This window comes from Campylobacter parajejuni (genome assembly GCF_046764905.1).
Lineage (GTDB): Bacteria > Campylobacterota > Campylobacteria > Campylobacterales > Campylobacteraceae > Campylobacter_D.
Genome location: NZ_JBKORB010000004.1, coordinates 139,960 through 162,256, shown reverse-complemented (window position 1 = coordinate 162,256; position 22,297 = coordinate 139,960). Strand labels below are relative to the sequence as shown.

Below are 22,297 nucleotides of genomic sequence, written 5' to 3'. Positions count from 1 at the left end.
AATTGCCTAATTTTAGGGATTTAAATAAAGAAAAAATAAGAATTGAAATTTTAGTTGCTATAAATTTTCATAAAAAAATTCATTGAAAAAAGGGAATTTGGTGTTTATTTTCGTCTATCATAATTTTAGCTGTTTTCACACACCACTATCCATTCTTCGTTCATCGTATTAGATAAGATTCCAGCTTGATTTGTGGGGGAATTTTTAAGTGGCATGGCTTTATTAGAAATTTTGCGTTTTAATGTTGTTAAATGTTTCAAGCCACTACTACAAAAAACTTCGGCAATAAATTTATCAGTAGGAAGTTGTATGTTTTTAACTTGACGGTTTCCCACCACAAAAAAGACTTTAGCACCAAAATTTAGAGCATTGACTAATTTTTTAATACTCATTTCTAAATCTACATAAAAACTTGAAACTTCTAAAGCCCTTTTTTCATCAAGTTTAGAAATTTCTTGTATATATTCTCGCATTATACCTTTGCTGTAAAGCTCTTTTGATTTTTTACCACCAAGAAGCTCAGAATCAAGCTTTCTTGCGTTTTTAACCCCCAAATACTCATTAATGAAAGTGCTAAATTGTCCATAAGCCACCGTTGTTTTAGAATCTCCATAAGGAGGGCTAGTAAGAATGGTATCAAATTTTTTAGTAGTATTCATAAAACTTGAGTTGATGATATTATGTGTAATATTTTTTATCTTAGCTTGATAAAAACACAAATAATCATCAATAAGAATATCTAATTTTTCATTGAAAATACGATAAGTATTTGGCTTGTAATTTTCATAATTTTTCATTCTAAAAAGTTTAAATTCATTATTTCTTGTATAACTCACCTCTCTTAAGGTCTCACTAAATGCGAGTAAAAATAAGTTCTTTGTGTTTTGATGTTTGATGCTATTTAAATGATGGAAAATAAGAGCCAAATCATTTTGAGCTTGTTTTTCTATCCAAAAATCAATATTTGTAATATTAGCCCTTTTAATTTCTGCTGTTTTTGTCATATTCTTAAGTAAATTAAACTTTTCTTTTACAAGAATTTCTTTTTCTATATAGCTAAGTCTAGCTTTTGATATAAGAATTGCTAAAGGATTTAAATCAAAGCCCACAAATTGCCTTATACCATACTCTAAGCCACTCATAAAGCTACTACCGCTCCCACAATATGGGTCTAAAAGATTTGTTTTCTTTGCTTTAAATTCTTTTAATAGTTCATAGCCAATTTGAGGCAACATAGTCGCTGGATATTTATGCAAATTAGGATACATTGAAGCATAATTTTGTCCCAAAAAATCATATTTGCAATTATGGATAACTTTCTCTTGTGATTGTGCGGCTAAAGTCATAATCGCTCTTTTATAAAGTTAAGCAAATAACTCAAAGGCTTGATAAAATCACCTGTTTTTATATCCTTGCCTATAAAGGCACAATCAAAAAATTTAAACATACCCCTATGTTGTGGATTGTTGATTTCATTATAAAAATTAACAGTGGCAAAACAAACCAAAGGCTGAATGGGTGGATTATAGCTAATGCTATATTTATCCTTAATACTAGATTCTGTATTGGCAATTTCCATTAAAAGCTTCCATTTATATGTTTGACCTGCCCTTTCCCTTAAAGAAGTTTTAAGCGATAAAATAAGACAGCTTGCTAAATTTTGTTTAGAATCTAGTCTATAAATTACCAAATCAACATCTGGTTTTTGTGTTTCTTCTCCCACTTTAATATAAAATAACTCTTTAAAATTTGGGATTTGTGATATTTTATTGGTAATAAAAATATTTTCATCAATATTCTTATTTTCTTTATTTTTTAAAAACACCCAAATGATAAGGTTTGAAAAGGCACTTCCTGCTATACTTTTCCTTGTTTGATTTATATCTTTAATTTCGCCTCTGTCCAAACGCTCTTGCAACAGCTTTTCAACCGCTTCTTTAGAGTCTAATAAATATCCATAAAGATTGTTAAAAATTTCTTTCAAAGAAAACTTTTTATCTTTTAAATCTTGAGTTATAAGCTTAAGCATAGGTCGCATATAATATTTACTTTCTATTTCTTGCAAGGTTTTTGTTTCAAGCTTATTTAACATTTTGTCTCTTACAATAATTAAGACTGTATAAAATTAATTTATACATAATTTAAAAATTTATAAAACCCCATTCATCACACATCCAAATGCTTCACATCTTTAGCGTGAGCTTGGATATAATCGCGTCTAGGTTCAACCTCATCACCCATAAAAAGATTAAAGGTATCATTGGCTCTTTGTGCGTCTTCTATGGTGATTTTTAAAAGTCTTCTTACACTCGGATCCATAGTCGTTTCCCAAAGTTGCTCAGGGTTCATTTCACCTAGACCCTTATAGCGTTGTATAGTGGCACCTTTTTTAGCATTGCTTTCAACATCTTCAAGAACTTCTAAAATATCTTTATCAAATTCTAAGCCTCTATCTTTAATCCTATCAAAAATATAACTGGCTTCTTCATAGAGTGGATGAGTAAAAAGTTCTTCATTGATTACAAGTTCTTCCAAGCCATTTTGAGTTTGAACGAAAGCTCGAATTTCGTTTTCATTGATAGAATGATTTAAGATATTATGTCCTTGTGTCTCTAAGAATTGCTTGATTACACTGAATAATTCTTCATTATTTGCTTTAACTAACTTTGGATTTTCTATCATATAGCGTATTACGCAAAGCACATTAAAACGCTTTTCAATGTCTTTTAAAATCGCACGGTAAGCCGCAACGATTTTCAAATAATCTTTTAAATCATTCATTCCTATACCTTCATAATTTAAACCTTCTATTCCCGTTTCTATCAGGTATTCACTCAAGGCTTTTTCATCCTTTAGATAAATTTGCTTTTTAGCTTTTTTATAAAGATAAAGCGGAGGTTGAGCTAAATAAATATGCCCATTTGCCACAAGTTCATTCATAAAACGGAAGAAAAAGGTCAAAAGTAGGGTTTGTATATGCGAACCATCTACATCCGCATCGGTCATTATGATGATTTTATGGTATCTTAGTTTATTAACATCAAAATCATCGCCTATGCCACAACCAAAAGCAGTAATCATATTTTGAATTTGCTCGGATTTTAAAATTTTATCCAGCCTTGCTTTTTCAACATTTAAAATTTTACCCCGCAAAGGCAATATAGCTTGAAAAGCTCTTTCGCGACCTTGTTTTGCAGAACCCCCTGCACTATCGCCTTCCACAAGATAAATTTCACTTTCGCTTGGGTCTTTGCTCTGACAATCAGCTAATTTACCCGGTAAGGTCCCTACACTTAAGCTTTCTTTTTTACGCGTTAGTTCTCTTGCTTTTTTAGCCGCTTCTCTGCCCCTAGCTGCCATTAAGGCTTTATTCATAATGGCTTTAGCTTCGATAGGATTTTCTTCAAAATATTTGCTTAAATACTCAAAAGAAGCCTTTGAAACTATGGGACGCACATAAGATGAGCCTAATTTTCCCTTAGTTTGCCCTTCAAATTGTGGCTCAGGCACCTTTACACTCACCACAGCGATTAAGCCTTCACGCACATCTTCGCCCGTGATTTTATTGTCCTTTTCCCTAGCACTTGCATTAGCTTCGATATAATTACTTATCACACGCGTTAAACCCATTCTAAAACCAGCTTCGTGCGTTCCGCCGTCTGGGGTCTTGATATTATTTACAAAAGAAAGTAAATTTTCACTATAAGTATCATTGTAGAGTAAAGCCACTTCGACATTGACATCTTCTTCATCTACACTGAAAAAAATCGCTTTGGTTAAGGCTTCTTTTTTGTTTAAATCTGTAACAAACTGAGAAATTCCCCCTTCAAAATGAAAACTCTCCATCTTGTCTATGCGATTGTCTTTGAAATTTATAGTGATTTTAGGATTTAAATAAGCAAGTTCTCTAAAGCGTTTTGCCAGTATTTCATAATCAAACTCAGTCAATTCAAAAATTTTATCATCAGGCCAAAATTCTATGGTTGTTCCTGTTTTTTTGCTTTTTCCTATCACTCCAAATTCACTAGCAACCTTACCTTCTGCAAATTCTTGGCGGTAAATTTCACCCTTTCTTTCCACTGTGGCGATGAGTTTTTTAGAAAGAGCATTAACAACTGAAACACCTACTCCGTGAAGTCCCCCTGAGACCTTGTAAGTGTCTTTATCAAATTTCCCCCCAGCGTGAAGAACGGTTAAAACAACGGTTAGAGTTGGCATATTTTCACTTGGATGCATATCAACAGGAATTCCACGACCATTATCCCTGACTATACAGCTTCCTTCAGTAGTGATTTCTACATCTATGGTATCACAATACCCTGCCATAGCTTCATCAATAGAATTATCCACCACTTCATAAATCATATGATGAAGTCCGCCTATATTGGTATCTCCTATATACATACCCGGGCGTTTTCTAACAGCTTCTAAGCCTTTTAAAACCTTAATATTACTTCCGCCGTAATTTTCTTGCATATTTTTCCTTTTACTCGTTTTTTCTTACAAAATCATAGGCATAATAATCATCGATAGTCCTTGAGATTTGACTATAAATGCTGAGTTAGGTTCATTCACACTTAGACTAAATTTTTCTTCTTCTATAGAAGTTAAGAAATCAATCAAATGCTTAATTTTTATAGTAAGATTAAACTCTTCACTTACTCCCGTTTGAATTTCAAGTTCTGTTTTTGCTTCCATATTATCTAAGCTTATGCCTTCAAAGATGAGTTTATCTTTGTTAAAATGAAGTTTCATTTTTTCAGTTACTACGCTGATTTTTTTAAGACTATCTATAAAATCTTCTGTTGAAAAGCTAAGTTCTTGGCTAAAGGTTCTTGGTATGACTTTTTCATAATCAGGGAATTTATCATTAATAAGCTTTGTAAAAAATTCAAAATTTTCATTTTTAGCGATAAGCATATTTTTATCATAAAAAATTTCTATTTTCTCATAAAAGAGTTTTTGCATTTCCATAATAGCTTTTTTAGGGATACTGAAGCTAAATTCTTGTTCATTTGCCTTTTCTAAAGTATAAATTGCAAGGCGTTTGGTATCTGTTCCTACGAAATTAATCCTATCTGCTTTTATATCTAAAAACGCTCCATTTAAGGAGTATTTTGGATTGTTTGTATCAATGCTTGGTAGTATTTTTTTAAGTGAGCGACTTAAATCACTAGAATCAATGTCAAATCTATCTTTTCCTTCTGTATTTGGGAAATTTGGAAAATCTTCGTGATTAAACATAGGAAGTTTATATTTAGTGCTTTTTTGTCTTATAAATAAGAAATTATCAATAGTCTCTAAAACAACTTCTTCATTGTTTAAACTCTTAATCACATCGGCTATACTCTTAGCATTTGCAGTTGCAAAGCCTGAATTTTCTACGCGGATTTTTTTGATTTTGTAGTTAATCCCTATCTCATAATCACTGGCTCTAATGACTAATTTATCTCCATCAGCGTGAAAAAAAAGATGAGAAGTGATGGTGCTTGAATCTTTTTTTTCTACATAAGCATTGCATAGGATGACCGCAGATTCTAAAGTATTTTTGTTGATACTTAGCTTCATTTTTCTTTCCCCTTTATTTAATTTTAAATTCATAATAATAATAAGCTTGTTGAAATTGTGAAATTCTTCAAAGCAAAATAATCAAATTTGTATTTTATCATACTTTGCTTAATTTCTTTTTTTCACATAAGATTTTCTTTTTATTCACATTATTTCACTAACTTTGACTTTTGACTAAAATTTTGTTTTTTAATTCTTCGATTTTTGTTTTTAAAGACAAATCATTTTCTATCATTTCTGTGATTTTTTTGACATTATGTGAAATAGCCGTGTGGTCTTTCATTTCAAAATAATTCGCAAGTTGTGGCATAGTTAAAGCCGTAAGTGTCCTAGCTAGGTAAATTATAATGCGTCTTGCTAGGACTATATTTTGGGTTTTTTTATTGGATTTCACATCGCTAGGCTTGATGTTAAATTCTTTACATACCAAAGTTAAAATATCATCTATGGTGATATTTTCTTTTTTTTCTTTGATATGGTCTTTCATCACGCTTTTAGCAAGTTCTAGGGTGATTTCTTGTCCTAGTATGGTAGCATAAGCATTAAGACTGATGATGATACCTTCTATTTCTCTTATATTATCGCCTAAGGAAGTGGCGATATAGTTTATGATGTCATTAGAAAGATTAATGTCGTTAAATTCACATTTTTTTCTTATGATGGCGATTTTAGTATCCAGTTGAGGTGGGGTAATATCAGCTATAATGCCGTGAGCAAAACGGCTTTTTAAGCGTTCGGTTATGCCTTTTAACATATTAGGCGGATTATCCGAAGTCATAATGATTTGCCCGTCATTGTTTTTGATTTCATTAAATATAAAGAAAAATTCTTCTTGAATTTTATCCGTTTTGCCTAGAAACTGCACATCATCTATAAGCAAAACATCACAATTTCTATATTTTTCGTGGAATTTATCCAAAGAGCCGTTTTTTAAATTTGAAGTAAAATCATTGATAAAATTTTCACTCGTAGCGTAAATGACCTTTTTTCCCATTTCTAAGGACGCATTTCCCACAGCTTGAAGCAAATGTGTCTTCCCAAGTCCAGTAGGACCATAGATGAAAATAGGATTATAAAGTTTGCCTAATTTATCCTTATGCGTTATCGCCTTGCAAGCTCCATAAGCGTATTTGTTAGAATCCCCCACGACAAAACTTTCAAAAGTAAAAGAAGGGTTTAAAATCGTGCTTTGTGCTTTGATGTGAGCGATGTCGATTTTCGTGCTTTTATGGCTTTGTTTTTGTTGTTGGGCTTGTATGTTAATAAGAGCCTTATTTCCGCTTTGAACTTCATAATAATGGGCGATTTTCTTGCCGTATTTGGTCTGTATGAATTTAGCTATGAGTTCATTAGGTGCGTTAAAAACCAAAAAATCCGCCTTGCTTTGCTTTTCATTAAATTTTAAGCTAGATATGTAGTTTTCGTATTCGTTTTCGCTTAATTCTTTTTTAAAATTTTCAAGTATTTCGCTTGGATTCATCATCTCTCTTTAAATTTTACATAAGGGTCTAAATTTTATCTTAAATTTTATAAAAAAAGGTTAAAATTTCTTTCATTCATTAAGGACAACTTTGAAAATTCTAGGAATAGACCCCGGCTCAAGAAATTGCGGTTATGCCATCATAGAAGCCAACAAGGGCAAAAACACACTCATAGAAGCAGGACTTATAAAAATAAAGCCTAGCACTTTACAATACCAAATCACCGAGCTTTGCGAAGGTTTGGACTTGATTTTTAAAAACTATCACTTCGATGAGATAGCCATAGAAGACATATTTTTCGCACACAATCCCAAAAGTGTTTTAAAATTAGCCCAATTTCGCGGTGCTTTGAGCCTGAAAATTCTACAAATTCACGGAGACTTTGCCGAATACACCCCACTTCAAGTGAAAAAAGCCGTTACAGGCAAGGCAAAGGCAACTAAAGAGCAAGTGGCTTTTATGGTAAAAAGACTGCTAAATCTAACAAAGGACATCAAGCCTTTAGACATCACAGATGCCATTGCCATTGCCCTTACCCACGCAGCGAATTTAAGACTTAGAGTGTAACCTGTCCCATCATTGTGATAAATCGTCATTGCGAACGCAGTGAAGCAACCTATGATGGTATCATTACGCCTTATGCGTCATTGCGAGTGAAACGAAGCAATCCCCTTAAATTTAAGCTTAGCTTACTTCGCCGACACCGCTGTCTCGCAATGACAAGTAAGATAGCTTTTAATAACAGATTAAAATCCCTATGATTTTACTTAAAATTCAAATCTTATTAAAACAAAATAAACTATAATCATCTAAATCAAGCAAGGAAAAATTATGCAAACCATAACCCTACAAGCCAATGAAAAGCAATTAAGCAAACTCATAGAAGTCTTTAAAGAGCTAAATATCAGCTATGAAATAGAAAGTGCGGACTATGAAAAAGCCCTAAGTGAATATGAAAGTGGCAAAACTTGGGAAGAAACAAAACAAGAACTTCACAAAGCCTTAAACGATTATGAAAGCGGCAAGGCTAGGTTATACACTCTTAAAGAAGTTGAAAACATAACAAACGATTTCATAGCTAAGGCTTGATTATGGAGCTTATTTTTAGTGATAATTTTTTAAGCCGTTTAACTGATATATTAAAATTTATCGCAAAGGATAGCAAAAAAAGGGCATTGAATTTTAAAAATGAGCTTTTAAAACAACTACAAGGGCTTCATTTTATGCCCTACAAATACAGAAAATCCCTAGCTTTTGATGATGAAAATATAAGAGATTTTATCTTTAAAGGCTATGTTATACCCTATAAAATAGAAAAAGATTTCATCGTTATTTTAGCTATTTATAAAGAAAACTTACCCGATTTTACTTAAATTTAAAGCAAGTGGTTTGCTACACCCCGCCCCGTCATTGCGAAGGAAGCAAAGCGACTGAAGCAATCTAGTAGGGTGGCTTTGCAATTTAAATCGTCATTGCGAACGCAGTGAAGCAATCCCTTTAAATTCAAAAGTAGATTACCACGCTTTTGTAAAACAAAAGCTCGTAATGACGGATTAAATGACGAAAATTAGATTGCCACGAAGTCTAAGACTTCTCGCAATGACGGAATTTAAAATTTTCAAAAGTTGGAACAGAACTTGCTTATAAATCTCACATAAACGCAAAAGCTTTTTTAAAGCCAAAGCGTTAAATTTTTAAAGCAATATTTCATAAAGGATTTACTATGATGCGTTCTCTTTGGTCTGGCGTAAGCGGACTTCAAGCACACCAAGTTGCAATGGATGTTGAAGGTAACAATATTTCAAATGTCAATACCACAGGTTTTAAATACTCCCGTGCTGACTTTGGGACTATGTTTTCCCAAACGGTGAAAATCGCCACCACCCCCACAGATGGCAGAGGCGGTCAAAACCCCCTTCAAATCGGTCTAGGTGTCTCTGTATCTTCTACGACTAGAATCCATTCTCAAGGTTCAGTGCAAACCACAGATAAAAATACCGATGTCGCTATAAACGGCGATGGTTTTTTTATGGTAAGCGATGATAGCGGACTTACGAACTATCTTACTCGTTCAGGGGATTTCAAGCTTGATGCTTATGGGAATTTTGTCAATAACTCAGGCTTCATCGTGCAAGGATGGAATATCAATTGGGATGATCAAACTATCGATAGTTCAAGAAGTCCTACCAATATCTTTGTCGATCCGGGTATGCACATTCCCGCAGCAAAATCCACAGAAGTAGCTATCAAGGCAAATTTAAATAGCGGTTTAAATGTCGGAACAGCAAGTCGTCCTATTTACGGGCTTGATTCCATTCACGGCTACAACAAAAAAACAGGCGAAACAAAGGACGAGAACGATACAGGCACTACTCAATTTTACACCACTTCGAAAAATGCTATAGAAGTTACGGAAAAGGGTGTGGATGCGGGCGCACTTTTTAACGCAAATGGAACGGGACTGAATTTAAGAGAAGGTCAAGGTATTTGGGTTTCTTATGCGGACTCTACTTTCTCAACTTACAAGGGTGCAAATCAAAATGTCTATGATTCTGGCAATACTGGGGCTCAAAATGGTGTTATTTTCTGGGGACACGAGCAAAAGCCAGCTACTTTGGATATCACTTTAAACGGAATTCAAATCACAAATACCAATATCAAATCCCTAGACGAAGCCATAGCCTATATCAATACCTATACCAATGCTACAGATGGTAGAGAAGGAACAGGAGTAGTTGCTTCTAAAAAAACCGATGGTTCGGGTATAGTTTTTACCAATAAAAACGCCGATGGCACTACGGATAATATGAAAAATATTGATTTAACCGTAAATGCAAACAACTCAGCGGGTGAGCTTCAAAACGTTCCAGCTCAAGGTAATAACTTTGCTGGATGGCAAAACTGGAATTTGACTAATGCAGGTGCTGCTCAAGCAGGTGCGGGTTCAAACTGGATAGATGGTAACTTTAACGCTAATCAAAATAGAGTTCAAATCGTAACCGCTCATAAATATGTTTATAGTTCTACTCCACAAACTCTAACTGATATGTATAATCCTGATGGGGGTCATACTTGGAACCAAGCGAATTTAAATACAGCGGGAACTCCAGAAAACAACTACCAACTTGCTATGAATGAGGCTCTTTTAACCACTACTCCAAGAACCTTTAGAACCACTGAGGATTTAAGAGAGCTTTTACAAAGAGACGCTAGATATGGGGTGGATTATGATGGTAGCGGTGGCTTTGAAGCTGATGGTAGTGATGTGAATGAAGGTGTGAAAGTCGTCATCACTGAAAATGGGAATTTTTCCATCACGAATCCTAATGTAACCAGCAATCCACCAGCGGGTATCAATCAAAACAACAGAACAACGCATAATATGAATTTCAATATAACTGCCTACACGGATACTCAAGGTAAAATAAGCACAAACGACGCTTTCACTAAAATTTTCAAGGCCTTTGATGGAGCCTTGACCGTGGGAACAGCGGCTAAGGAAAGTGAGCAATTAAGACTTTCATCTTTTTCAGCAGGGCTTGAAATCTTTGATAGTTTAGGCAATAAACACACCCTTGAAGTGCAGTTTGTCAAGCAAACTACCACTCAAGATGGGGGTAATGAATGGCAAATGATAATCCGTGTGCCTGAACCTGCTGAGATTAACACCACAGGCGAAGGACCTAATAATATAGTCGTAGGCACAGCGAGATTTAATAATGATGGAAGTTTGGCAAGTTATAATCCTAAGACCTTAAATTTCAGTCCAAATAACGGAGCAGCACCCAACCAACAAATCAAACTTTCCTTTGGAACGAGTGGAAGCAATGATGGACTTGTAAGCTCAAGCTCGGCTTCTACTCTTACAGGACAAGCAACAGATGGCTATACTTCGGGTAATCTTAAGCCTGAAGCTATCAGGGTAGATGAGAAAGGGAATTTACTGGGCGAATTTACCAACGGCAAGACCTTTGCAGTGGCTAAAATCGCAATGGCTTCAGTGGCAAATAACTCAGGGCTTGAAGAAATAGGAAGTAATCTTTATAAAGTAACCGCAAATAGTGGAAATATAGTCGTAGGCGAAGCAGGAACAGGCGGAAGAGGCGAAATGAAAACCTCAGCTCTTGAAATGTCAAATGTGGATTTAAGCCGAAGTTTAACAGAGCTTATCATCATACAAAGGGGCTATCAAGCCAACTCTAAAACCATATCCACAAGTGATCAAATGCTTCAAACTCTTATTCAGCTTAAGCAGTAGGGTTTAAGCTTGGGGTTTGTGTCATTGCGAGGCGACTTGTCGCCGAAGCAATCCCAACAGGAAAAGACAAGAAAGGAAGGAAATGAGACCACTTAAAAGCCCTTGCGTTTATATATTGTTTAATAAACCCAATGGCACTTTATATGTGGGCGTAACGAGTGATTTAAAACAAAGAATTTTTCAGCATAAAAATAAATCTTTTGGTGGTTTTACGGCTAAATACAATGTAGATAATTTAGCTTATTTTGAATTACACGAGAATATGGAAGAAGCCATCTTAAGAGAGAAACAACTCAAAGGTGGAAATCGTGCTAAAAAAATCGCCTTGATTTTAAGTATGAATGAAACTTGGCGTGATTTGAGTGAAGATTTTTTATAAGGTGGTAAAGTCGTCATTGCACTAAAATCGTCATTGCTGTGGGGTTAGTGTCATTGCGAGGCGACTTGTCGCCGAAGCAATCTATATACTAGAAACTTAAAACAAACAGATTGCTTCGTTTCACTCGCAATGACGGGTAGGTTGGCTTGTAATGACGGAATTTAGTTTAAAATGTCATTGCGAAATTTGGCGTAGTCAAATTGAAGCAATCCATCAAACCCAAAGCCCAGCTTTACAAGCCTAGTTTTTACTAGTCTTGTAATACTAGGCTTGAATGCCTTCATTTTATTGCTAACTCGCTCTTTTGTAAGGGTGAGTTACAATAATCGTTTTAAAATTTGCTATAATTTTGACCTTATTTTAAATTTAAGGAAAAATATGCGTTATGGCGAAAAAGAAATCAAAGAATTTGATGTAGAAAATATGGAAATTTGGGAAAATACAGCCAAAAATGATTATATCATAAAAATCACTTTGCCTGAATTTATGTGTTGTTGTCCGCGTTCGGGTTATCCTGACTTTGCGACTATTTATTTGGAGTATATGCCCGATAAATTTGTGGTTGAGCTTAAGGCGATTAAGCTTTATATCAACACTTTTATGTATAGAAATGTTTCACATGAAGCCAGTATCAATGAAATTTACAGCACACTAAAAGATAAATTAAAACCAAAATGGATTAAAGTTGTAGGCGAGTTTAACCCGCGTGGAAATGTCCATACCAGCATAGAATGCCGTAGCGATATGGTAGTGCCTAAGTGATTGATAAGGAGTGGAAGTATGAAAAAAATATCAAGCATTGTTGTAGGCGTTGTTTTATTTTCAAATTTGGCTTTAGCAGATGAAAATTCTGGCTTTTTTATAGGGACTGATGCGACTTGGATGCATGCTCAGGTAAAAGGGGATTTAAAACATAACAAGACAAATAAAACTTTCAATGGCGATGTTTCGGGCAATATGCCTTCATTTGGCTTGAAAGCAGGGTATCATTTTAACCAAACTCATAGAATTTATGCAGCTTATAATTATTCAGATGAATTTAGTGATTTTATTAGAATGCCTAGTTTTCAAATAGAAGGGGATTTTACTACGCATAAATTTTTAACAGGCTATGATTTTACTCCTAAACTTTTTGAAAAAACAAGAGCGGTCTTGGGTGTGTATTCAGGCTATGCGAAGACAAATATAGAGTTAAAAACTTCGCGTTTATCCTTATCTCAAGATTTTGATGGTTTTGTGTATGGTGCTAAAATCGGAGCCTTGTATGATTTCAATTCACACAATGAAATAGAACTAGGTTTTAAAGCAGAGCAAATACATTATAATTCCAGAAATTTTTATCAAAGCACCATAGGTTCAAATTTCTATAATCCTAGACAGATAAATTATGGTGTGTATTTAGGATATAATTATAAATTTTAATCTAATGTAGGTTTTTCACAGCTTGCATTAGAAATCATCCCCCGCCGATGAAGTATCTTTCCACATCATCAAGCAATTTTTCGCAAATGCTTGAATCCGTGTTTTTTTCCACGACTAGATTGATATAAGTTTTGGTATCTCTAAAGCTTCCTGCGGATTTGGAATTTTCGCGGGTGAGTTTTTGATTGTCCTTAGTGTATTCTATGGTGATATTAAATTTTATCGCCGCACTGGCTTCGCCCAAATTTGTTTTGACTAACACATTCATTTTAGAAGCTTTAGTTAGAGTAGCCTGGGTTTTGTTGATGATTTCTTTAAAGCGTTGGCAAGAGCGTATGAGTGTGGCGATGAATTTATTATCAAGCCCTTCATAAGCGACTTTGAGCTTGTTTTTAATATCCTTTGTGCTTTCCTTTTCAGGGGCGACAAAAACCATATAAAAGCCGTTTTTTATAGTTACATTATCGCTTTTTGCGTCCCTTCCGCTTGACATAACCTTAACATAAACAGCATTATCTAAATAAACTCTGTCTATCATAGGGCCATAAATTTCGTATTCTTTTTTACGGACTATAACCTCACGAGCTAGGACATTTAATTTCACATTGGCTTCGTGGATAACAGGTTCCATTTCTTTTTTAATCTCTAAAAGTTCTTTTAACATCAACTTCCCTTTCGTTACTTAAAATCACAATTATATCAATAATTTTCTTAATTTAAGAATTTTACAAACACATTTACTGAAAATATGATATATTTAAGGATTAATTTTAAACAAAGGAGAAAAAGATGAAGCAAATTTTTAAAATTTCAAATTCAGTTCAACAAAAAAGTAAAGACAATGCTTTTAACCTGTTGCTGCAACTCTCACTCTAAAACTCAAATTTTATTTTTAATCATTTTTTTGCATTTTTAATTTTTATCATTGTTTCTAAGTTTTTGAATTTTTCAATTCATTTTTAAGTTTTATTTTAAAAAGGATTATTATGAAAGACAATAAAATCATCATTTTTGATACCACCTTGCGTGATGGCGAACAAGCCTTAGCTAGCTCTTTGAGTATCAATCAAAAATTACAAATCGCTTTGGCACTTGAGAATTTAGGCGTAGATGTGATAGAAGCAGGCTTTCCTGTGTCTTCGCAAGGCGATTTTAAAGCCGTGCAAAATATCGCTTCAAAGGTTAAAAACTCAACCATCTGTGCGCTTTCTAGGGCTTTGGATAAGGACATAGACACAGCCTATGAAGCCTTAAAAATAGCAAAGCATTTTAGAATTCACACCTTCATAGCCACTTCAAATTTACACATACAAGATAAGCTTAAAAAGGACTTTGACACCATTTTAGAGATGGCAAAAAGGGCTGTAACGAGAGCAAAATCCTACACCGATGATGTGGAATTTTCTTGCGAAGATGCAGGAAGAACCCCCATAGATAATCTTTGTTTTATGGTAGAAACGGCTATAAAAGCAGGGGCTACGACCATAAATATCCCCGATACCGTGGGCTATACTTTACCAAGTGAATTTGCTAATATCATCAAAATTTTATTTAATAAGGTGCCAAATATAGACAAGGCTGTCATTTCCGTGCATTGTCATAATGACTTAGGTATGGCAACGGGCAATAGCTTAAGTGCTATTTTGCAAGGGGCTAGGCAAATAGAATGCACTATGAACGGACTAGGCGAGAGAGCGGGTAATTGTGCTTTAGAAGAGGTTGTGATGGCTATAAAAACGAGAAAGGATTATTTAAAGGGCTTTTATACGGATATTAAATGTGAAAATATCTTTAAAACTGCTAAATTAGTCTCAGCCATCACAAACGAAACCATCCCTTCACACAAGGCTATCATAGGTTCTAACGCCTTTTCACACAGCTCAGGCATACATCAAGATGGTGTGCTTAAAAATAGAGAAACTTATGAAATCATCAGTCCTAGCTCCATAGGACTTAATGAAAATCGTATGCTAATGACAGCAAGAAGCGGTAGGGCTATGATAAAAACTTGCCTTGAGAATTTAGGTTATGATGAGAACACTTATGATTTAGACGCTGTTTATGAGAGTTTTTTACGCCTTGCGGATAAGAAGGGTCAAGTGTATGATTATGATTTAGAAGCCTTGATGTTTTTAAGCTGTGAGAGTGAGCAAGAGAATGAATTTGTGCTTGAAAAATTAAGCGTAATAAGTGGCAATATCCCCACAGCTAGCATCTGTATGCGTATCAAAGAAGAGCTAAAAACCGAAGCTTGCACGGGCAATGGTCCCATTGAAGCGGTGTTTAACTGCATAGCTAGGATTACTCAGCTTGAACCTGTTTTAAAAGCTTATAGTATCAATGCAAAAAGCTCAGGTGTGGATGCCCAGGGGCAGGTGGATGTGGATTTGGAATTTAAGGGCAGAAAATTTCACGGCAAAGGACTATCAACCGATGTTATAGAAGCTTCAGCACAGGCTTTTGTGAGTGCTTATAATGCGATTTTTCGCTCTTTAAAAGTAGAAGAAAGGAAATTAGCGTGAGAACTTATAAAATAGCGGTTTTAGCAGGTGATGGCATAGGACCTTCGGTAATGAAAGAAGCTTTAAAAATTTTAAGCTTTATCGCCCAAAAATACGGCTTTAAATTTGAATTTAACGAAGCTAAAATAGGAGGAGCTAGTATAGATGCTTATGGAGTGGCTTTAAGTGATGAAACCTTAAGGCTTTGTGAGCAAAGCGATGCGATTTTGTTTGGTTCTGTGGGCGGACCTAAATGGGATAATTTGCCCGTAGAGCAAAGACCTGAAAGGGCTTCGCTTTTGCCTTTAAGAAAGCATTTTAATTTATTTGCTAATTTGCGTCCTTGTAAAATTTATGAAGGCTTAAAGCACATTTCGCCCTTAAAGGATGAAATCCTTCAAAAAGGCGTGGATATTTTATGTCTTAGAGAGCTTACGGGCGGGATTTATTTTGGCAAGCAAGAATTAGGCAAAGAAAGGGCGTATGATACTGAAATTTACACCCAAGCTGAGATAGAAAGGATAGCACGCCTTGCTTTTGAAAGTGCTAGGATAAGAAGGAAAAAAGTGCATTTAATCGACAAGGCAAATGTTTTGGCTAGTTCTATTTTATGGCGTGAAGTGGTGGCAAAAATCGCAAAAGCTTATGATGATGTAAGCTTAGAATATATGTATGTGGATAATGCGGCTATGCAAATTATCAAAAATCCTAGTCATTTTGATGTAATGCTTTGCTCTAATCTTTTTGGCGATATTTTAAGCGATGAATTAGCTGCTATTAGCGGGTCTTTGGGTTTGCTAAGTTCGGCAAGTTTAAATGAGAAGGGCTTTGGACTTTATGAGCCAGCAGGGGGAAGTGCGCCTGATATAGCACATTTAAATATAGCCAATCCCATAGCCCAAATTTTAAGTGCGGCTTTGATGTTAAAATATAGCTTAAAAGAAGAAAATGCTGCAAAGGATATTGAAAATGCAGTATCTTTAGCCTTAGAGCGTGGAAAAATGACTAAGGATTTAAATCCTAAATCTTACTTAAGCACCGATGAAATGGGAACTTGTATTTTAGAAATTTTAAAGGAGAAAAACAATGGCTAAGACCCTATATGAAAAGGTATTTGACTCTCATGTGGTTTATGAGAAAGAAAATGAACTTCCTATACTTTACATAGACAGGCATTTAATCCACGAAGTAACAAGCCCACAAGCCTTTTCAGGGCTTAAAATGGCAAAACGAAAGATGGCAAGAGCGGATTTGACTTTGGCAACCATAGACCACGATGTATCGACTAAAAGCACGGATTTAGAGGCTTGTTCTGCTATGGCAAAGGAGCAAATCACTACCCTAATGCAAAATACTAAGGAATTTGGAGTAAGGCTTTTAGGCTTGGGCGATAAAAATCAAGGCATAGTTCATATAGTAAGCCCTGAGCTTGGTTTTACCTTGCCCGGGCTTACTTTAGTTTGTGGGGATTCTCATACGGCAACACACGGAGCCTTTGGAGCCTTAGCCTTTGGTATAGGCACGAGTGAAGTTGAGCATGTTATGGCAACGCAAACTTTAAAACAAGCTAGACTTAAAACTATGAAAATAGAATGCAAGGGGCAGTTTCAAAGGGGGGTTTATGCTAAGGATTTGATTTTGTATTTAATCGCAAAATACGGCACAGCAAAAGGCACAGGCTATGCTATAGAATTTTGTGGAGAGCTTATAAGCACTTTGAGTATGGAAGCTAGAATGACTCTTTGTAATATGGCAATAGAATTTGGAGCAAAAGTGGGTATGGTAGCACCCGATGAGCTTACTTTTGAATATATTAAAGGCAAGGAATTTGCACCTAAGGGGGAAGAATTTGATAAATACTGCGAGTATTGGAGAAGCTTAAAAAGCGATGAAGAAGCAATATATGATGAAGTAATCGTGCTTGATGCGAGTAAGATTAGCCCTCAAATTAGCTATGGAACAAATCCTTCTCAAGTCATTGGTATAGATGAGAAAATTCCAAAAACAAGTGATTTTAAAAATCAAAGTGAGCAAAAATCTTTGCTTGACGCACTTGCTTATGTGAATTTGGAGCAAAATCAAAGCTTAGAAGGAGTGAAGGTGGATATTGTTTTCATAGGTTCTTGCACGAATGGGCGTTTAGAAGATATAAAAATCGCTGCTGATATTTTAAAAGGGCGTAAAATTCACAAAAATGTCAAGGTTTTAATCGTGCCCGGTTCTATGCAGGTAAGAAAGGAAGCTGAAAATTTGGGACTGGATAAAATTTTCATCGAAGCAGGATGTGAGTGGAGATATGCGGGATGTTCTATGTGCTTGGGTATGAATGATGACAAGGCAAAGGCAGGACAAAGAGTGGCATCGACTTCGAATCGTAATTTCGTAGGCAGACAGGGCAAAGGCTCAATCACGCATTTAATGAGTCCAGCCAGTGCGGCTGCTTGTGCCATAGAAGGTGTTCTTTGTGATAATAGAAAATATTTAGGAGCTTAATATGCAAAAATTTACCACACATAAGGGCGTAGCTTGTCCTTTAGAATATGCTAATATCGACACAGACCAAATTATCCCTAAGCAGTTTTTGCTTGCAGTTTCAAAACAGGGCTTTGGAAAGCATTTGTTTCACGATTTGCGTTATTTAGATGATAAGGAAAGTGTTTTAAATCCTGATTTTAATCTCAATAAAAAGGAGTATGAAAACGCTACTATTTTGGTGAGTTTTGAAAATTTTGGTAGTGGTTCTTCAAGGGAACACGCACCTTGGGCTTTGGTTGATTATGGTATTAGGGCTATTATCGCACCTTCTTTTGCGGATATTTTTAAAAATAATGCACTAGGCAATGGTTTGCTTACCATAGAGCTTGTTAAAGATGAGGTTTTGGAAATAGTTGAGGGGCTAAAAAAGGCTAAGGATAAAAATATAGAACTTTCTTTGATAGAAAAAAAAGTGTTTTTTAAGGATAAAAATTTTTCTTTTGATTTAGATGAATTTCACAGAACTTGCCTTTTAGAAGGACTTGATAATATAGCCTTGACCTTGCAATATGATGAACAAATCAAAGCTTATGAGAAACAATCCAAAAGCTTTTTAGTTTAGGAGTTTTTCATAAGCAAAAAAAGGTTCTGGGTGAGAGTCTATGTTGAAATTCCCACAAAAGTTAAAATTTAGCTTTTTAAAGAGCGAATTCATAGGTAAATTTTTACTATGGGTATCGGCTCTTAGGCTTGTTTTGTGGTGTTTAATAGCAAAATCTTCACAAAAATTCAAAAGCTTTCTTGCTATGCCTTTACCCTTTGCACTTTGTTTCACTGCTAGGCGGTGCAGATAAAAAGCCTTTTTGTCATAGTTTTGATTAAAGCTAATTTGTCTGTAAAGCTCAGGTTCAAAACTTTCATTGATACAAATAAAGCCTAAAATTTCATCATATTCTTTATACACATAAAGCTCTTTTGCTTCTATATCTTTTTGGAAAATGATTTTGTTTGGATAGTTTTCGTCCCATTGATGAAAATTCATAGCCTTCATAGCATTTAAGGCATCTTTTGTGATTGCGAGTATGGAATTTAGGTCTTTGATTTGGGCTTTTTCTATGTTTTGCATAGTAGTCCTTTCACAAGGATGGTGGCTCCGATTGAGTTTTAACCAATATCTATAAATACTTATTTTTAGGTATTTATAGCTTTTTATATTTTTCAAAGAACCCCAAAAATAACCTTATTAAAATATAAAGAAGGAAGGATCACTCGAATATATCTTTATCCTTTCTTCTTTTTTTAGCGAGATTATTATAACTTTTTATTCTAATAATTTAATGAGAAAAGGAATTTTTATAAAAAGAATAAAACTACATTTTATAGTTATATTATAAATATATATTTTTAAACTATATATTTTATGGTTTATTTCGATAGTCTTAATTAATTTAATCTTTTTTATGCTATAAATCCGTAATTTGTGTTTTAACTAATATTTATAAACATTCTAAAATTCCTTTTAAATTTAAAAAAACTAAAAGGAATATAAATGCCACAATCCCATATCATTTCAGCTCTCACAGCCAAACATTCAGAGTTTCAAGGGCAAATCACTCATCAAAAAGAGTCAATAAGAACGCTCACAAATGAGCTTGAAACTACAAGCAAGACCATACTAATATTTGACAAATTTTAAACTAAATGAAATCAAAATCAAAAGCGTTAAGGCTATTTCATATTTTAAGTGTGGCGAACTAACTAATAAAATCTTAGAATGTCTTAAAAACAAGCCTAGCACAGCAGATGAAATAAGTGACTATTTATTTGTAAATTCTACTACCGATTGTTATTTTGTTGCTAAATTTAGACAAAATATCCACTACACACTAAACAAACCAAAACAAAGAAACATAATAAAACAAGATTTCACACCTATGAGATTATCTTAACACCCAACTTTTCGCTTACTCTGTGATTGCCTTGCCAGTATCCGCAAAACTCATTTGAGATAGGTTTAACAAGGCATTTGCTTAAAGATAGTGCCGTTATTAAGCTGTCTAGTATTCTCTCTATAAGTTATCTCATTTGCGTAGTTTGAAAGATATAAAATGCTTAATCTATGCCATTGTCCGTATTGTAGCCTTCTAAATCTAGTATTATAGCTCTTTACTTGATTATTATTTTCGCCACTACTTCCCATATACTCTACTCTTACTAGCCCCACTGCCTAGTTCATCTCTTTGGTGAAGTGAGATGACCACTCGCTTATTTGGCTTAAAAGCCTTTCGCCTATCTATTCTATCATATATGTTATTCTTTGGTCTTATGTAGTTGCCCACATATACTCCGTCTATCTCACAAACACCACTAAATGACTCATCGCTTTGATAATCAATAAGACTTTCACGAAGTTTATGAAGTAATACAAACGCCGTTTTATACTGCACATCTAAATCACGGCTTGTTGAAAGTGCTGGGATGTCCTTAATAGCATTTACAAATAGCACGATAGCTGATAATAGCGTTTGAAGTGGTAGTTTATGAGCGTGAAATAAAGTGCTACTTGTTACGCTAAATCTCTTTTGACACTCATTATGCTTATTTTTGTAATGATAAGATAAATTTTTATCCACATTACCACAATACGGACATATAGGATTGCCGTTATGCCACCTAATATTTACAAACATCTTTAACGCTTTATCATCACTCGTTTTAGCTATTTTTAGAAGCGATAACTTTCTAGCACTTGATGATAGTAAGAAATGATGTGCCGTTTTATGTCCTTTTGGTGTATATTATTTATTTTATAATGTTAGTATTATACATATATTAAATAAAGCTAAAATATTTACATATAAATGTAATAAATTTAAAAATTTATATATTTTTTATGATTTATAATGTATAATCTCATACTAGAAAAGGAAAAATATGAAACTATCACAAATAATTCATAAAATTCATAAACTAATTGAAGCAAAAGAGTTAAAAAATATTACCAAAAGAGAGATGGCAAATAGGCTAGGCATATCAGAGCGAACTTATATAGAGTGGCTTAGAGAAACAAATGAGCCTATCGCTATGAAAGCAGTGCTTGATATGTTATCGCAACTAAAAGATGATGATATAATTCAGGTTGTTAGAGAGTGGAAATAAGGAATAAAAAGTAAGAGTGGTATTTAATGAGATATATAGGTTCAAAAATACTTTTGTTAGACAAAATATCTAATTTTATTCCAAAAAACACACAGACCTTATGTGATATTTTTGCAGGAACTGCTAGTGTTGGTAAATATTTTAAAAAAAGCTACAATTTAATATCAAACGATATATTATATTTTTCTTTCATATTGCAAAAGGCTTACTTGCAATTATATGAAGAGCCAAAATTTTCAAAATTTATAGCTTATTTTAATGACCACCCCATTGACTACTTTAATGAGAAAATTAGCTCTTACAATTTTTTGGATAAGCCGTTTATATATGAAAATTATTCGCCAAATGAAAATTGTCAAAGGTTATATTTTAGCGTTGAAAATGCTTTAAAAATTGATTATATTAGACAATCAATAGAGCAATTTTTAAAAGATGAAATAATAAATCAAGGCGAATATTATTATTTACTTGCTTCACTTATTGAAGCTGTTTCATTGGTTTCAAACACAACAGGAACTTATGGTGCATATCTTAAAATTTGGGATAAGCGCAGTCTAAAGCCATTAACGCTGTCTTTATTAGATATAGATTTTTACAAAAAAACAAACAATTTATGTTTTAACGAAAATAGTAATTCCTTAATAGATAAAATAAGTGGCGATGTCCTATACATAGATCCACCCTACAATTCAAGACAATACGCACCGAATTATCACATTTTGGAAACTATTGCTAGATATGATTATCCTAAAATAAGTGGTGTTACGGGTGTGCGAGATTATACGAGTTTAAAATCCAATTTTTGTATAAAAGCAAAAGCTAGATTGGAGTTGGATAATTTAGTCAATAGAGCCGACTTTAAACACATAATATTAAGCTATAACAGTGAGGGTATTATAAGTGAGATGGATATAGAGAATACATTAAAAAAATATGGCAAAGAGACAACTTATAAGTGCGAAAAAATACCATATAGACGATATAAAAGCAATAAAGAAGCAAAAAATGATGTCAATGAATTGCTTTTTTACATCGAGAAATAGACATGAAGGTA

At 34.1% G+C, this 22,297-nt stretch carries 23 protein-coding genes; 14 read left to right on the top strand and 9 right to left on the bottom strand.

Annotated elements, in window-relative coordinates; translation table 11 throughout:
- Positions 1-125: 125 nt before the first annotated feature.
- From ACLL8X_RS05430 to dnaA, 5 genes are all read right to left on the bottom strand, one after another.
- Positions 126-1,346: a TRM11 family methyltransferase gene (locus ACLL8X_RS05430; RefSeq protein ID WP_411989904.1), complete on the bottom strand. Its 1,221-nt coding sequence runs from the start codon at positions 1,344-1,346 to the stop codon at positions 126-128.
- On the bottom strand, positions 1,343-2,092 hold the full coding sequence (locus ACLL8X_RS05425; protein ID WP_411989903.1) for a BsaWI family type II restriction enzyme: 750 nt from the start codon (positions 2,090-2,092) through the stop codon (positions 1,343-1,345). Before ACLL8X_RS05425 ends, ACLL8X_RS05430 begins: the two co-directional genes overlap by 4 nt.
- 74 nt (positions 2,093-2,166) lie before the next feature.
- Positions 2,167-4,476 (bottom strand): DNA topoisomerase (ATP-hydrolyzing) subunit B, encoded by a 2,310-nt coding sequence (gyrB, locus tag ACLL8X_RS05420; protein ID WP_411989902.1) that lies wholly within the window; start codon positions 4,474-4,476, stop codon positions 2,167-2,169.
- 24 nt (positions 4,477-4,500) lie between these two features.
- Positions 4,501-5,568: a DNA polymerase III subunit beta gene (gene dnaN, locus ACLL8X_RS05415; RefSeq protein ID WP_411989901.1), complete on the bottom strand. Its 1,068-nt coding sequence runs from the start codon at positions 5,566-5,568 to the stop codon at positions 4,501-4,503.
- Positions 5,569-5,725: 157 nt separating this feature from the next.
- A complete protein-coding gene (dnaA, locus tag ACLL8X_RS05410; protein WP_411989900.1) occupies positions 5,726-7,048 on the bottom strand; it encodes a chromosomal replication initiator protein DnaA in 1,323 nt (440 codons plus the stop codon).
- A 91-nt stretch (positions 7,049-7,139) separates the two neighbouring features.
- Between dnaA and ruvC the strand changes: the two genes are divergently transcribed.
- From ruvC to ACLL8X_RS05375, 7 genes are all read left to right on the top strand, one after another.
- Positions 7,140-7,616, top strand: a complete 477-nt coding sequence (ruvC, locus tag ACLL8X_RS05405; protein ID WP_411989899.1) for a crossover junction endodeoxyribonuclease RuvC — start codon at positions 7,140-7,142, stop codon at positions 7,614-7,616.
- 264 nt (positions 7,617-7,880) lie between these two features.
- Entirely contained in the window at positions 7,881-8,138 is a 258-nt protein-coding gene (locus ACLL8X_RS05400; protein ID WP_411989898.1) for a hypothetical protein, read from the top strand.
- Between the two features lie 2 nt (positions 8,139-8,140).
- Positions 8,141-8,422 (top strand): type II toxin-antitoxin system RelE/ParE family toxin, encoded by a 282-nt coding sequence (locus tag ACLL8X_RS05395; protein ID WP_411989897.1) that lies wholly within the window; start codon positions 8,141-8,143, stop codon positions 8,420-8,422.
- A 350-nt stretch (positions 8,423-8,772) separates the two neighbouring features.
- Positions 8,773-11,307 carry a flagellar hook protein FlgE gene (gene flgE / locus ACLL8X_RS05390; RefSeq protein WP_411989896.1) on the top strand — a complete coding sequence of 845 codons (2,535 nt, stop codon included), beginning with the start codon at positions 8,773-8,775 and terminating at the stop codon, positions 11,305-11,307.
- 82 nt (positions 11,308-11,389) lie between these two features.
- On the top strand, positions 11,390-11,686 hold the full coding sequence (locus ACLL8X_RS05385) for a GIY-YIG nuclease family protein (protein ID WP_411989895.1): 297 nt from the start codon (positions 11,390-11,392) through the stop codon (positions 11,684-11,686).
- A 378-nt stretch (positions 11,687-12,064) separates the two neighbouring features.
- Entirely contained in the window at positions 12,065-12,448 is a 384-nt protein-coding gene (queF, locus tag ACLL8X_RS05380; RefSeq protein WP_411989894.1) for a preQ(1) synthase, read from the top strand.
- 18 nt (positions 12,449-12,466) lie between these two features.
- Positions 12,467-13,108, top strand: a complete 642-nt coding sequence (locus tag ACLL8X_RS05375) for an outer membrane beta-barrel protein (RefSeq protein WP_411989893.1) — start codon at positions 12,467-12,469, stop codon at positions 13,106-13,108.
- Positions 13,109-13,142: 34 nt separating this feature from the next.
- Here ACLL8X_RS05375 and ACLL8X_RS05370 read toward each other — a convergent pair whose 3' ends face one another.
- Positions 13,143-13,772: a hypothetical protein gene (locus tag ACLL8X_RS05370; RefSeq protein ID WP_411989892.1), complete on the bottom strand. Its 630-nt coding sequence runs from the start codon at positions 13,770-13,772 to the stop codon at positions 13,143-13,145.
- Between the two features lie 322 nt (positions 13,773-14,094).
- Here ACLL8X_RS05370 and leuA point away from each other — a divergent pair, with 322 nt between their 5' ends.
- Genes leuA through leuD form a run of 4 tightly spaced genes read left to right on the top strand, consistent with a single transcriptional unit; the run spans position 14,095 to position 18,706 of the window.
- On the top strand, positions 14,095-15,630 hold the full coding sequence (gene leuA, locus ACLL8X_RS05365) for a 2-isopropylmalate synthase (RefSeq protein ID WP_411989891.1): 1,536 nt from the start codon (positions 14,095-14,097) through the stop codon (positions 15,628-15,630).
- Entirely contained in the window at positions 15,627-16,703 is a 1,077-nt protein-coding gene (leuB, locus tag ACLL8X_RS05360; RefSeq protein ID WP_411989890.1) for a 3-isopropylmalate dehydrogenase, read from the top strand. Before leuA ends, leuB begins: the two co-directional genes overlap by 4 nt.
- Complete coding sequence (gene leuC, locus ACLL8X_RS05355) at positions 16,696-18,102, top strand: 3-isopropylmalate dehydratase large subunit (protein ID WP_411989889.1); 1,407 nt, start codon at positions 16,696-16,698, stop codon at positions 18,100-18,102. The genes leuB and leuC overlap by 8 nt, the downstream gene beginning before the upstream one ends.
- 1 nt (position 18,103) lies before the next feature.
- Positions 18,104-18,706: a 3-isopropylmalate dehydratase small subunit gene (leuD, locus tag ACLL8X_RS05350; protein WP_411989888.1), complete on the top strand. Its 603-nt coding sequence runs from the start codon at positions 18,104-18,106 to the stop codon at positions 18,704-18,706.
- Here the strand turns inward: leuD and ACLL8X_RS05345 are convergent.
- Positions 18,698-19,210, bottom strand: a complete 513-nt coding sequence (locus ACLL8X_RS05345; protein ID WP_411989887.1) for a GNAT family N-acetyltransferase — start codon at positions 19,208-19,210, stop codon at positions 18,698-18,700. The two genes, leuD and ACLL8X_RS05345, sit on opposite strands and share 9 nt — an antisense overlap.
- 423 nt (positions 19,211-19,633) lie before the next feature.
- On the opposite strand from ACLL8X_RS05345, the gene ACLL8X_RS05340 reads away from it, so the two are divergent.
- Positions 19,634-19,780, top strand: coding sequence for a hypothetical protein (locus ACLL8X_RS05340; protein ID WP_411989886.1), 147 nt, complete (start codon positions 19,634-19,636; stop codon positions 19,778-19,780).
- Between the two features lie 318 nt (positions 19,781-20,098).
- Here the strand turns inward: ACLL8X_RS05340 and ACLL8X_RS05335 are convergent, their stop codons facing one another.
- Both ACLL8X_RS05335 and ACLL8X_RS05330 read right to left on the bottom strand, forming a co-directional pair.
- Entirely contained in the window at positions 20,099-20,308 is a 210-nt protein-coding gene (locus ACLL8X_RS05335) for a transposase (protein ID WP_411989885.1), read from the bottom strand.
- Positions 20,274-20,807, bottom strand: coding sequence for a transposase (locus ACLL8X_RS05330; protein WP_411989951.1), 534 nt, complete (start codon positions 20,805-20,807; stop codon positions 20,274-20,276). Before ACLL8X_RS05330 ends, ACLL8X_RS05335 begins: the two co-directional genes overlap by 35 nt.
- A gap of 211 nt (positions 20,808-21,018) precedes the next feature.
- Here ACLL8X_RS05330 and ACLL8X_RS05325 point away from each other — a divergent pair, with 211 nt between their 5' ends.
- The gene (locus ACLL8X_RS05325; RefSeq protein WP_411989884.1) at positions 21,019-21,243 is read left to right on the top strand and encodes a helix-turn-helix domain-containing protein; all 225 of its coding nucleotides are present in this window, start codon (positions 21,019-21,021) and stop codon (positions 21,241-21,243) included.
- Positions 21,244-21,269: 26 nt separating this feature from the next.
- Positions 21,270-22,286 (top strand): DNA adenine methylase, encoded by a 1,017-nt coding sequence (locus ACLL8X_RS05320; protein WP_411989883.1) that lies wholly within the window; start codon positions 21,270-21,272, stop codon positions 22,284-22,286.
- The last annotated feature ends 11 nt before the right edge of the window (positions 22,287-22,297 follow it).